9 protein-coding genes are annotated in these 12708 nt (G+C 44.2%); 4 read left to right on the top strand and 5 right to left on the bottom strand.

From position 1 onward, the window contains the following. Positions 1–40 precede the first annotated feature (40 nt). Positions 41–553 carry a phosphoribosyltransferase gene (locus FIS9605_RS0101670; RefSeq protein ID WP_026731038.1) on the bottom strand — a complete coding sequence of 171 codons (513 nt, stop codon included), beginning with the start codon at positions 551–553 and terminating at the stop codon, positions 41–43. 70 nt (positions 554–623) lie between these two features. Here FIS9605_RS0101670 and FIS9605_RS0101665 point away from each other — a divergent pair, with 70 nt between their 5' ends. After that, a complete protein-coding gene (locus FIS9605_RS0101665; protein ID WP_026731037.1) occupies positions 624–2069 on the top strand; it encodes an MFS transporter in 1446 nt (481 codons plus the stop codon). Between the two features lie 218 nt (positions 2070–2287). On the opposite strand, the gene FIS9605_RS35960 is transcribed toward FIS9605_RS0101665, so the two are convergent. Beyond that, a complete protein-coding gene (locus tag FIS9605_RS35960; protein WP_231510199.1) occupies positions 2288–3268 on the bottom strand; it encodes an RRXRR domain-containing protein in 981 nt (326 codons plus the stop codon). Between the two features lie 1001 nt (positions 3269–4269). Then, positions 4270–6591, bottom strand: coding sequence for a cytochrome c peroxidase (locus FIS9605_RS0101655; RefSeq protein WP_026731036.1), 2322 nt, complete (start codon positions 6589–6591; stop codon positions 4270–4272). A gap of 307 nt (positions 6592–6898) precedes the next feature. Here FIS9605_RS0101655 and FIS9605_RS0101650 point away from each other — a divergent pair, with 307 nt between their 5' ends. Together FIS9605_RS0101650 and FIS9605_RS0101645 are read left to right on the top strand one after the other, a co-directional pair. Beyond that, on the top strand, positions 6899–7573 hold the full coding sequence (locus FIS9605_RS0101650; RefSeq protein WP_026731035.1) for a HEAT repeat domain-containing protein: 675 nt from the start codon (positions 6899–6901) through the stop codon (positions 7571–7573). A gap of 229 nt (positions 7574–7802) precedes the next feature. Then, complete coding sequence (locus FIS9605_RS0101645) at positions 7803–8369, top strand: phycobiliprotein lyase (RefSeq protein WP_026731034.1); 567 nt, start codon at positions 7803–7805, stop codon at positions 8367–8369. A gap of 76 nt (positions 8370–8445) precedes the next feature. Here the strand turns inward: FIS9605_RS0101645 and FIS9605_RS0101640 are convergent, their stop codons facing one another. After that, positions 8446–9933 carry a site-2 protease family protein gene (locus FIS9605_RS0101640; protein WP_026731033.1) on the bottom strand — a complete coding sequence of 496 codons (1488 nt, stop codon included), beginning with the start codon at positions 9931–9933 and terminating at the stop codon, positions 8446–8448. 152 nt (positions 9934–10085) lie between these two features. Between FIS9605_RS0101640 and FIS9605_RS0101635 the strand changes: the two genes are divergently transcribed. Beyond that, a complete protein-coding gene (locus tag FIS9605_RS0101635; RefSeq protein ID WP_026731032.1) occupies positions 10086–10772 on the top strand; it encodes an MBL fold metallo-hydrolase in 687 nt (228 codons plus the stop codon). A gap of 89 nt (positions 10773–10861) precedes the next feature. On the opposite strand, the gene ctpA is transcribed toward FIS9605_RS0101635, so the two are convergent. Next, entirely contained in the window at positions 10862–12109 is a 1248-nt protein-coding gene (ctpA, locus tag FIS9605_RS0101630; protein ID WP_026731031.1) for a carboxyl-terminal processing protease CtpA, read from the bottom strand. Positions 12110–12708 lie beyond the last annotated feature (599 nt).

The following is a 12708-nucleotide window of genomic DNA, read 5'->3' as shown; positions in this document are numbered from 1 at the left end:
CCCCGGCTTCTTAAAGAAGTTGGGGATCTGGGGATCTATCCTATCCACTCACAGCTTCCAAAAGTTCCGCTGGGTTCATAAACTCGTAAGGTTCAAATGGTTGATGAATCCAAGGATTGTCAGCTAGATAATCAACATAATAATCTGGCGCTATTACTGAGCAAGCTTTATACCAAATTACACCAGTACGAATTTCCTCAATTGGAGAATCAGAGTATGTCTTCAGCCAAGGTATAGTTTCCTTGAGTGTCACTCCAGAATCTACCAAATCATCCACTAAAAGAATGCGGGAACCTAACTTTTCTGTAGTCATCGTCAAGTGGCGAGAAAAGGTTAAACATCCTCTTTCTTGCTTGCCGGGGCTACTATAAGATGATGTTGCCAAAATTGCCAGTGGCTGTTTATAAATACGAGAGAGAATATCTCCTACCCTCAGTCCCCCTCTGGCAAGGCAGACAATCTGGTTGAACTGCCAGCCAGATTGATAAATTTGAGCAGCCAGTTGTTCAATTTTGCGGTGATAATCTGACCAAGAAACGTAAAGGTCTGGCATAGGGAAAGGATTTATAGCTAATACTGGATGAAAAACCAAACTCATTATCTTAATACGAGGGCAAGTTAATATGAGTGATTCTGCCCCTGATAGCCATTCCCAACCAAGTTCTAACAGTGAAAAATTAGACTTGACTACCAAAATTGCTTTTGGTGCTGGGGATTTGGGCGCGGCGATTACTGCCATGATTGGTATATCTTATTTATCGCCTTTCCTGACAGATGTAGCTGGTTTGAATCCGCAATTAGCAGGACAAACTCAACTAATTGGCAAAGTCTGGGATGCGGTAAACGATCCGATGGTGGGGGTATTGAGCGATCGCACTCAAAGCAGCCAGGGAAGGCGCTATCCTTGGATGATTTGGGGAGCAGTTCCCTTTGGAATTTTCTTCTTTTTGCAGTGGATTGTACCTCACTTTAGTAACAACGAAAATGCGAATCAGTGGGGCTTGTTTTGGTATTACACTGCGATATCAATTTTGTTTAACGCCTTTTATACTATTGTCAATTTACCATACACAGCTCTCACAGCAGAACTAACCCAAGACTACGACGAACGCACGAACCTTAACAGTTTTCGCTTTGCTTTTTCGATTGGCGGTAGCATTCTCGCTTTAGTAATCGCGTTAGTAATCTCCTTCATCATTCCTGATAACCGCAGCCTACAGTTTTTATTATTGGGAGCTATCTGTGCGATTATTTCTGTTTTGCCTGTGTATTGGTGTGTTTGGGGAACGAAAAAACGCGCTCAAGCTGTAGCAAGGTTACATCCAGAAACGGAACAACAAGTCTCTATACCTTTTTTGCAGCAACTCAAAATCGCTTTTAGCAATCGCCCTTTTTTATTTGTAGTCGGAATTTATCTGTGTTCCTGGTTAGCAGTCCAACTAACGGCTGGTATTATTCCTTATTTTGTGACTAGTTGGATGCGCCTTCCCCAATGGCACATTAGCTCAGTTCTGCTGGCAGTGCAAGGAACCGCTATGGCAATGCTGTTTGTGTGGAGTGCCATCAGTCAGCGTGTTGGCAAACAAGCCGTTTACTATATGGGAATGACTTTATGGATTATTGCTCAGGCTGGACTGTTTTTCTTAAAGCCAGATCAGGTTGTGTTTATGTACTGTTTAGCAGTACTGGCTGGTTTTGGAGTATCCACCGCTTATCTAGTGCCTTGGTCAATGCTACCTGATGTAATTGAACTGGATGAATTAAAAACCGGACAGCGACGGGAAGGCATTTTTTATAGTTTCATGGTTTTTTTGCAAAAAATCTGTTTGGGGTTGGCAGTCAGTTTCGTTTTGCAAAGACTGGGTGCAGCGGGATATATTAAACCCACACCAGAAACTCCCATGCCGATCCAACCAGATTCAGTATTAGAAGTAATTCGCGTTTCTATTGGCCCTCTACCAGCGATCGCTCTAATTTGTGGCTTGGTTTTAGTGTATTTTTACCCAATTACCCGCGCAATGCACGCCGAAATTTTGCTCAAACTCCAAGAACGTCGAAGGAAGATTTAACCAAGTAAATATAAATTTCAACAAAACTCGCGAGATTCCCCCATCCTCGCGCACTTCTGTGGGGGAGGGATAGCGACGGCGGACGGAGGTACGGAGTCCGCCAAGAGGTCTATGCCACACCTAGCTTTGTACTCCTCTTAATTAATTGAACTTTGCCTACAGAAAACTGACCAATTCGCTTCCAGTTATGGTCATAGAGGCTAATTACTTTATTGACCTCACTTAAAGCCACCAATCCAACCTCTATGAATCTTTCCAGCCTTTTCACCTTGAACGAAATCACCAGAACGAAATCCGAATGGCGTAACAGTTCCCCCCTTACGCTTACGTACAGCGCCTTGCCTGAAATTCTCAAAGTGCAACTGGCGACGGAATAGATTGGGGCGAGTAATCACCCGAAACGGAGAAGGCGTCAGACGCACGCTTCCAACCCAGCGACGCCCATGTTCTCGCTTGGTTTGGAAGGCTTCGTAGTTTACGAATTGGCTAGAAGCCAACGCAATTCCGTCTACTCCATGAGATTGAGGAGATTGTGAGGCCTTGTTTTTGTGCTTAATCAAATTCAGGTGAGTTCTGAGGTTAGCGGTTTGCCAACCAAAACAAGTTGCCACTGGAGCTAGTTCTGTTAAGAACTCCAACATGACTTTTTGACCCACCATTACAGGACTAAACGCTTTATCCCCCTTTGCTTCTATGTATTCATAGACAATAGTTGAGACTGGGAATAGTCGCATCAACTCTTTGACAACTCGCAACTCAAATTCACGGTTAGCACGGATAGATGGAACCAGTTTTTTGTGCCTGCGATTGTCAAAGCGTTTTTGACGATGCGCCCTAAGATGGAATGGAATTTTGCGGTTGATACGTCTTGAGCGTCTCGCACGTCTTAAAATTCGTCTCCCCGTCATCTTTTTAGTGACATTAGGAAACGGCAATACCAAGTGTGCTGCGAACAAAGTGAACTGACTAGATTGAACAGCAATTCCTGAAAACTTTTTACCAGGGTCAATGCCGATCGCAACGGGCTGAGTTGCGTTACCGGATGGTTCTTGTAACAGATGAACTTGCTTAATATTCAGGTCATTGCCGATCCATTTTGCTTTGCCTTGTTCTACCCAGACCTGTGCCCGTCGATACAAGGTTGGCATCAATGGCTTACCATCTGGTGACAAAACTGGAATTCGAGCATTTGAGTTCATGGAGATAATCCAAAAACAACAAGTCCCTTACGCCACCACTATCACGATGTCCTTTCTGGAGGTCGCGGATTCGGAGGTTGCCTCCGAATCATTTGAGCGACCCTCAAGCACCTACAGCCAGTAGGTTTGGAGATAATCCGCTCTAGGGAAATAAGCGGAAGTCCGTGCGAGATAGTGGCTCATTGGCTCTAGTCAGGAGTTACCGGTAAAACCTGGCTGTTTCACGCCCCCACTTGCAAGAGTGCAGGTGGGGGTTCTTGACGTGTGATTTTTGACCCTTTCACAATTTTTTGCACCTAAAGCATCGCCATTAATGGCGATGCTTTATACTACATTAACGCACTCTCCTTAAGATTTATTTTATAAATGAAATTTAACAACGGTAGTCTTTATTTTCTGGCGTTTATCCCGCTACTGTCACTTTTTTGTTATGTTTTTGTCACTCTTGGCAGCTTAATATTTGAGATGTCAAAAGCCTGTACGGTTAGTGTGATCAAACCCATCAATTTGAAAGCTATTCCGTGGTAACAACTATGACTTTTAATTTAACTGACGCTCTCCAAGTTGTCCTGATTGCTTCTATCGCCAGCATCATGTTATCTTCCGGACTTTGTTTGACGCTGCCCAAAGCTAAAAGAGCGTGAGATAGTTGGGTGCATTACACCATCGGTAATGCACCCGACATTCTGATGGCAGACAAACCGTTGTTAACTTTAGAGCAAGTACAGGATTTTACAAATTCGTAGCAAATAACTTATCAATTTGTGCAAGTCCATAAAAAAACTTGGTTTTCCAGGCTTTTAGTAAATTAGATGATTGTCCCTGCTGTTATCTTGATTAGAAGTTAACTAAACGACTAAGTACAATGTTGCACAAATTCGTAACGAATTAAATGTAGAAAGACTCTGCGCCTCTCTGCGTTTACTCCGCGTGCCTCTGCGTTTAAAAAAACTACGATTTTATGCAAAGCTGTACTAAGTAGAATTTACTTCTGTCGTAAATCAGGTTCCAAGGAAGTTGGGAGGAAGTTTACGACCTCTACGACCAACTGCAGGTAGTTCTAATAGCCGATCCGTAGCTTGTGTTGTTCCGTCTTCAGTTTTGACATTGCGGTCGATAGTAACAGAATTTTGGTTGCCAGGATGACCGTTAGGAATAAACAACTGCGGATGGTCGAAGGGTGCTTTTTGATAGCGGACTCGCTCATCAGTCAAACCTTTGAGAAAGTCTACTAGCGCCTGTTTTTCTTCTTCAGTCAGGTTCAGTGGTGGTAAATTTTGACCAAAGTCACCACCGCGATTGTAGAAATCAACCACTTGTTCTAGGGTCAATTGTCCGCCATTGTGGAAGTAAGGAGCAGTGAGTTCGATGTTGCGAAGTCCTGGTGTCTTGAAAGCTCCATCTGCGGTCAAGTCTTGTTCGCCATTGGGAACTACAGGTGGTTCTTCGCCGAGTAACTGCTTAAATGTACCTTCAAGAGCTAGCCGTGATTCTGAAAGCGGATTGCCTAACGAGTCATTACCACCCACACCAAGGTCGTCTTCGCTAGGTCTAACACCAATATTAAAGAAACCAGCATCTTCAACTCGTCCTCCTACAAATGCCGGGGCGCGTCGGATGCGTCCTTGGCTAGCCACGCTGCTAACAGAAGCAGTGGTCAACTCTGAGCCACCATGACAGCCGAAGCACGCACCTTTGGTTTGGAAAATTCGCCATCCCTGCTGTTGCGATTGTGTGAAAGCGTTGGTGTCCCCTGCCAGAAACTTGTCAAATGGTGTCTGGTCGGAAACTAGAGTAGATTCGTACGCTTGCACAGCCAACCCGAAGAACAGCGAGAAATTATATTCCATCAAAGTGTATTCGTTGGTAGACAAATTCTTCTTCTGCTTACGGATGAATCTGCGCTCTCCAGTTTCGGGATTAATGCTGATGATGAGATTAGATTTCCACCACTGTGGTTGAAAGGCATCTCTGATTAAAGCTGCGTAGCTGCGGTTCAGACCAGTTCGAGGGTAACGGCTGTAGGCACCAAGAACGCTGTCATCTCTTGCTACCTGTTGCTTGCCAAGTGGTCTGAGGGCGAGTAGCTTTTTACCCAACTTTCTACCAATCCGTTTAAATGGCTGATTAGTTGTTGGAGATATTTGCTCTTCTGATGGCGATAAGTCGTTGCTACCACTGATGGTTTCACCTTCGTCATTTAGCACCGCTAATTGTTGACCGCTGTTAGCATCAATCACCGTAGTTGTGTCACTGGTTTCGGATGCTTCTACTCGGAATGGTGCAATGGGAAGGTCTTCAGCTGCTGTTTCCAAAGCACTTAGTGGTGGTACAACAGCTTGAGAAGCCAAAGAAGAATTATTGATACTAACTTTCACATCTTCAAGGAACCGAGGCCTAGTAGCCTTTAAAACATAGGCATTTGGGTCTTTTAACCCCAGCCCATTCACTCCATTAAAAATGGGTTGTGCTCTTCCGTCCCAGAAGTTGCGGAAATTAAATACTGAATTAATCGTGCTTGGCGAGTGACGGGGTGTTACTTGGCGGACGTTTGTGCCTTGCACGTTGAAAATATCATCCCTGAGCGGAGTTACGTTGTCATTGGCACTACCAGGAACGACGTCAACGAACCTTGATCTGAATACTCCCTGAGAGCCGACGACGTCGTTCCTGTCGGATAGTACTGCTGAAGAACGATTGTTTGGGTCTGATAACTTGTGGAATGGAAAATCTGCGACGTTGAGCTGGTAGTTTGGGCCTCCTCCCGTATTGAAAATTGTATCCGGATTCTCAACTTTGTTCGGATTTACACGCAGTCGTCCCGGATCGAGTTGGTTTTTGGATCTGTTGTCTGCTCCAGCATGAAAGTGACAACTAGCACACGACTGAATGCCATCCGTACCTAGTTGCATGTCCCAGAACAAAGATTTCCCTAGAGCGATCGCAGCTGTTTTGTCCCGAATAAATTCCCCTAGATTGTCCGGTTCCGGAACCTTGACATTACTAAGTGGCGGCGGCTGCGGAGGTGTTACCTGTGCCGAAACAGTATGTCCTGCCAGGATGGTAGCTATCACCAATGCGGCAATAGTTGCACCCTTTTTCATGCTCTTAGACGAGCCAAATTTTTTTTTGGTGAATCTACTGAGTATCCCAGTTGCAAAAATTGTAATAGCTTGTGTTATATTTAAGACAACTGAAAGCAAATAGGTAAAAAGAAGAGGGAAAGTAGCATTACTTTCACCTTTGTCAACTGCCTGGGTTTTGTCTTTGAACTCCTCAAACCCAGGCCGTTTGCTATGTTTGGCGGTTCCACAGTTTTTCATGTTTTACGGACTTGCGGCCAAAATTTGTACAATATGTAACTTGTCAAAGGTTCTGTGTTTATATGCAAAGTACCGCTTAGTTGTAATATTTGTTCACAATAACCAGATTTTTACTGAATTCTAAGCATGACAAGATTTACACTGTTTTACGTCTTTTCCCTAAGTCTTAATATTTAAAAACACTTATAGTTAACAAGTATTAAGTTTTGAATTTCTAATAACTCTGACTTTGGCATCAGGCTAATGCGTTGAAAGTTACGCAATGATACTTATAGAGACATTAAGTAGCAAAATCGTATTAAACCAGATGACAGTTCCAAGCTTAGAGGAAATTTCCACTCAGTTAGAAAGTCCGAATCTGCGCGATCGCATGGTTGCCCTTGCTTGTTTGCGGGATGTACCAGCAGAAGACGCCGTACCATTAATTAAGAAGGTTTTGGATGACGAATCGATGCAACTGCGGTCAATGGCAATATTTGCCCTAGGGATCAAACAAACCGCAGAATGCTATCCAATTCTGATCAAAATTTTAGAAACTGACCCGGATTACGGCATTCGTGCAGACGCAGCTGGTGCGCTAGGATACTTGGGTGATACCAGAGCCTTTGAAGCACTGTCAAGAGCTTTTTATGAAGATACAGATTGGCTGGTGCGCTTTAGTGCAGCGGTATCGCTAGGTAATATTAAAGACTCCCGCGCTCGTGAAATCCTTTACCAAGCCTTAGATAATGAGGAAATAGTCATACAACAAGCAGCGATCGCGGCACTGGGAGAAATTAAAGACATCAACGCAGTAGATCGGATTTTACGCTTTGCTCAATCAGAAGATTGGTTAGTGCGACAACGTTTGGCAGAAGCTTTAGGTAATCTTCCCACCCCCAAAAGTGTCTCGGCGTTAAAATACCTGGAAAAAGACAGCCACGACAATGTTGCGGAGGCAGCAAGGATTTCTCTTAAAAGGCTTGAAGAAGCAGGTAATTAATTTTGAATAGAGGGAATTGAAGGGAAATAGGAATGGGAGAGGGGAACAGAGGGAGAGGGGGGGAAATGAACAATTCAAAATTCAAAATTACTCCTCTACAGCCCCCAACCCCAGAGGAGGCCCCTAGCCCCCACTCCCCCACTCTCCACTCCCCCACTCTCCTAATCCTCTTCTGCTACCTTGTAATAAGTGGGATTAATAAGGATTTTGACGCAAGGTAATTTTATTCATGAATATTGAAGAGTTTTTTGAGTTAAGTGCTGGTAAATGGTTTTCTCATCGTACTAGTCACCACTTGGCTTTTAAGCAATCAGAATCCGGCAAATCAGATATCATTATTGAAATGCTAGCAGCGGATCATCCAGAGGTAATCAAACTCTGCCAACAGTACGAAATAGACGCCAGTCGTGCTTCCTGTGGCGCAAGAGTAACTTGGAACGGCACGATGGAGTGGGATGAACAAGATCACAAGGGTTCCACAGTATTAGTACCAGTGCCTAATGAAGATAACCCCTTTGAAGGCAAGTTACTGCGGGAAATGGGCTATGCCGAGAAAATGCCAGTTGCCGGCAGCTACAAAATGGGTGACGATGAGGCGTTGACTTTAATTACAGAGTACGAAACGATGTGGTCTGAAGAACGCCTTTGGTTTGCTAGCCCTAATTTGCGGATGCGGGTAGGTGTTCTCAAACGCTTCGGTGGCTTTAGTATGGCTTCGTTCACTTCTGAGATTCGTATGGGTGGTGCTGCACCAGCAACTAAAGCATCTGAAGCAACTAATTCAGCATCCAGTTAACGAAGATAACAATCTCACGCAAAGATGTAAATACACTGAAAAACACTTGCATCTTTGCGTGCATTCTCATATCAATCTAAATTTGCAATAAGCTAGCGATCGCCTGTGGTAGTGGCAATATAATCAGCACTAACAAAACCATTGCCAGCAATCCCCAAATATCACGTTTATTATCTAGTTCTGTGACATCATTGAGAGCGGGTTCATCCATCAGTGGGATAAATAATAAAATAATTGCCCATAAGAAAAATCCCGGCTGTACTAAAGAAAGTAACAGCAGCAGCAGGCGAGCAACTTGACCAATGAGCATGGCGCTTCTTTGCCCAAACATCGCATGGACTATGTGACCTCCATCCAGTTGTCCCACTGGCATCAAATTTAACGCGGTCACGATTATTCCCAAACAAGCGGCTACTGCAACTGGATGTAGGTCAATAGCTGATTGTGGCGTTAACTGACTTCCCAAGGCTAGCTTCGAGAGTAGCGCTAATAATATAGAGTATTTGGGATTAAGCGCATCAGGATTCAACAGCCCTGTTTTTTCTTCTGGCAGAGAAACTACTGTGGAATTAGCTAAGCCCCAGAATAATAAAGGCAAGGTTGCTAGAAAACCTGCAAGGGGCCCGGCGATACTGACATCAAATAAAGCTTTGCGGTGAGGTACGGGACTACGCATCTGAATAAAAGCACCAAAGGTTCCCAAGAAAAAAGGCATCGGGATAAAGTAAGGCAGGGTCGAGCGGATTTTGTAGTACCTCGCTGTTAAGTAATGACCCATTTCGTGAATGCCCAAAATAAACATCAAACCTAAAGCATAGGGCAATCCCTTTAAAATTACACTCGGGTCGGATTGAAGCTGACGAAGTGTGAATTCCACACCAGCAATTCCTGCTCCTACCTTTGTAGTAGTTACCAAAGTGGCTATTAATAGTAATAAAGCTAAACCTGGTCGCGTTAACCTTTCTTTTTGGGGTGTATTAGCTTTAGCAGCTTGGGTATTAGGAACAAGTACAAAGAAGGGTTTGCCATTCAAACCTTCTTGAAAGACGAGCAAAAAGCGATCGCCAAATTGTGCTTCAATGTTTTCCTTAATTCGTTGATAAGCTTCGGCTGGTTTAGTTCTTAACTGACCTCGGCAAATCACAGCTTGAGGTCTATATTCAATGTTCTGGATGTAATATACAGACCAAGGAAAACAATTTCGCAATTGGGTTTCTTCATTTGGTTCTATGGGACGCACGGGAGTTAATTCTGTAGTTGACTGCTGTGTAGCTAAGTCTGGTTGTGGTGTTTCTGTTTGAGTCTGTTTGTCCTTTTGGGGTTGTCGCCCCCACTGAAATAGCACCCAGTATAACAAGGGACAAATTACCAATGGCCAAATCATCAACGCCCGCGGTGGAGGTTGTTTTTCTCCATGCATTACCGTCCATCCCGTCCACAGCATTGCTGGTGTCATTAATACCAACCACAATAGCCACACAGGTGTCCGGGTGATACGAGCAACACTACGCTGCACCATCAGATAAGTAATTAGTCCCAGTAGAAGAAGAAACCAAACAGTCATGTTATTTTCATTTATTTTGAAACGTCAGTCTCACGGAATAGTCAAAAGCACCATAACTCTTGCCACAGAATAGACCCCATCCCCCTATTTGAAAAGAAAAGTCTTATACTTGAACCGGATCTGTTACAACTCTTCAATTAGTAGCTTTTCTCATGTGTCCCTCATCTCAAGAGTCTAGTCAAATAGCCAAGCCACCACGAGAAGTCCTAGATACTATTTTTGCATTTCCACCAAATCGGGACACACTGGGGGGAACCGCTTATTTTATTGTAAGAAATGAAGGCAATATCCTGATTGACTGTCCGGCATTTGAGCAGACAAATCAGGAATTTTTGCGATCGCATGGTGGTATACGCTGGTTATTTCTCACCCATAGAGGTGCTATTGGTAAGACAGCAGAATTTCACAAAACTTTCAACTGCGAGGTTTTGATTCAAGAGCAAGAAGCCTATCTATTGCCGGAATTAGACGTAACTACTTTTCATCAGGAATTCACTTTGAGTTCAGCCTTCAAACTGATTTGGACTCCTGGACATTCTCCTGGATCATCTTGCCTTTACTACAGTGAGTTTGGAGGTGTGCTGTTTTCTGGACGCCATTTAGTCCCTAACCAGCAAGGCGAACCAGTGCCATTGCGAACAGCCAAGACTTTTCACTGGTATCGGCAAATTAAAAGCATAAAAAACCTCATAGAAAGTTTTACACCAGAAACACTCCAGTATATTGCTCCTGGTGCTAACACAGGTTATCTTCGCGGTAAACGTGTCATCGATAATGCCTATCAACGCTTAGCGAACTTGGATTTCACAGCCTTATTAAAGGCACAAGCCATCCTGTAAGTAGTAAGTAGGAGTGGAGGAGTGGAGGAGTGGGAAAGTTGTTTTAACATTTTCCCCCCTCTCCCTCTGTTCTCCTCTCCCACTCCTAGTCACGCTGCTCCTGCTGCTACTACTGAGTTTTTCGTCAGCAGTTCCACGGCAGCTTGATATTGAGAGTCAAAGTCTGAGCCAATCTGTTCGTGAGCGATTGGTTCAGAGGGGATTATTTTGTCTGGCTTTATACCTAGCTTGTTAATATCTTTATGTTGAGGAGTTTCGTACTTAGCAATGGTGACTGCTAAGCCGGAACCATCTGACAACTCAAATAATGACTGGATTAAGCCTTTACCAAACGTGGTTTCTCCAACCAGCGTAGCACGGCCGTTATCTTGTAGTGCGCCTGCGAGAATTTCACTAGCGCTCGCAGTTCCTTGATTGACCAAAACAACTAGCGGATCGTCAGTCAGTGCTGGACCAAATGATTCAAAACTGCCTTGAATACCTTGCCGATTGACTGTGTAGACTATAGTGCCAGAGTTTAACCATAGACGAGCTATTTCTATTCCGGCTTGCAGCAGTCCACCGGGATTATTTCGCAAATCCAAAATGTATGCAGATGCACCTTTTTTTTCTAAACTATTAATGGCGTGTGCCAGTTCCATTGGAGCGTTGGCATTAAATTGAGTGAGACGAATGTAGCCAAAGGGTGCTCCCTCAGAGGTAGTATGTAACTCTGCGACTACAGGGTTCAGAGAAATGCGATCGCGCATAACTCTGAATTCTCTTTGTCCTTCTCCCTCTCGTTCGATTAGCAACGTCACCAGACTGCCAATCGGACCCCGCATTCTGGTTGCTGCTTCATCGAGGGTAAGATTTTCCGTAGAGAAACCCTCAATTTTAACGATGCGATCGCGTGGTCGAATTCCAGCTTTTTCTGCTGGTGAACCAGCGATGGGAGTAACTACTTCCAGCTTGCCTGTGTGTGGATTCAGAGCAATTTGCAAGCCCACCCCCGTCAATTCCCCAGAAGTATTTACCTGCAAACTGCGGTACTGCTCAGGATCTAAAAAGCGGGTAAAAGGGTCATTCAGGCCCTTAAGCATCTTTCCAATTGCCGCGTAAGCTGCTTGATGATCTGGCAGTGGCGTTGCCAGAACTTTTTGCCGCACTGCTGCCCAATTTTGATGATTAAATGTGTCATCCAGATAAGTGCGGTTAACAATTCGCCAAACTTCCGACACCAGCTTTTGTTCTTCGCTCAGAGCCATTGCTGGCTGACAAAAACTGCAAAATCCTAACCAAAACGCCACTAGCAGTGACAATCCAACCCGAAAAACCTGTTTGTGCATTAACCTCATTTTTAATTCCACTTTCAACCCAAATTGCCTAGTTCGACGCAGTTGCCTTCAGACTTCTTGCAGAAGTCGGGAAAGGGAAGGGGGGGAACTCGGGATTCCCGTTCCCCTTAGGAGTGAGGATTAGGGGTAGAGGTTAAAAGAATTGGAAAATTATTACCTTTAGCCTTTACCCTTTGCTGTTGACCTTAAACCCCAACGTACTAGCTCTTGCGTGGGAACCCGAGTTTCCTACCTCTTGCAAAAGTTACTTTTACAAGAGTGTTTATGAAATCTATCTCTCGACTATGTTACTTTTTTTATAGAAGTGGTGGATCGGGAAATCAAGTGGTTAAGACCAGTGATTCCAGCCAATACCACTCCACAAACGATAAAATCTACTTTGTATCCAGCATTTTTTGTTTGGGCGCAAAGAGAACGCAATATATTCTATTTTTGCAGAGTGTTAAGTTTTTAAACAATTCTTAACACCCTCACGGTTCATAATTAAAGGAGCTTCTCCCCTCTTTGCTAAAAAAGACTGGGGACTAGGGACTAGGTACTAGGGCATGGGGCAATGGGCATGGGGCAAGGGGCAATGGGCATCGGACAAAGGAAAAATC

The organism is Fischerella sp. PCC 9605 (genome assembly GCF_000517105.1).
In the GTDB taxonomy this organism is placed as follows: Bacteria; Cyanobacteriota; Cyanobacteriia; order Cyanobacteriales; family Nostocaceae; genus PCC9605.
Note: the sequence above shows the minus strand (reverse complement) of the source record. Positions and strands in the feature narration are given on the sequence as shown.

Bases quoted from the DNA above. Each gene is read 5' to 3' on its own strand.
- FIS9605_RS0101645 (WP_026731034.1), top strand. From the start codon at position 7,803: ATGAATATTGAAGAGTTTTTTGAGTTAAGTGCTGGTAAATGGTTTTCT.
- FIS9605_RS0101670 (WP_026731038.1), bottom strand. From the start codon at position 553: ATGCCAGACCTTTACGTTTCTTGGTCAGATTATCACCGCAAAATTGAA.
- FIS9605_RS0101635 (WP_026731032.1), top strand. From the start codon at position 10,086: ATGTGTCCCTCATCTCAAGAGTCTAGTCAAATAGCCAAGCCACCACGA.
- FIS9605_RS0101640 (WP_026731033.1), bottom strand. From the start codon at position 9,933: ATGACTGTTTGGTTTCTTCTTCTACTGGGACTAATTACTTATCTGATG.
- ctpA (WP_026731031.1), bottom strand. From the start codon at position 12,109: ATGAGGTTAATGCACAAACAGGTTTTTCGGGTTGGATTGTCACTGCTA.
- FIS9605_RS0101655 (WP_026731036.1), bottom strand. From the start codon at position 6,591: ATGAAAAACTGTGGAACCGCCAAACATAGCAAACGGCCTGGGTTTGAG.
- FIS9605_RS35960 (WP_231510199.1), bottom strand. From the start codon at position 3,268: ATGAACTCAAATGCTCGAATTCCAGTTTTGTCACCAGATGGTAAGCCA.
- FIS9605_RS0101650 (WP_026731035.1), top strand. From the start codon at position 6,899: ATGACAGTTCCAAGCTTAGAGGAAATTTCCACTCAGTTAGAAAGTCCG.
- FIS9605_RS0101665 (WP_026731037.1), top strand. From the start codon at position 624: ATGAGTGATTCTGCCCCTGATAGCCATTCCCAACCAAGTTCTAACAGT.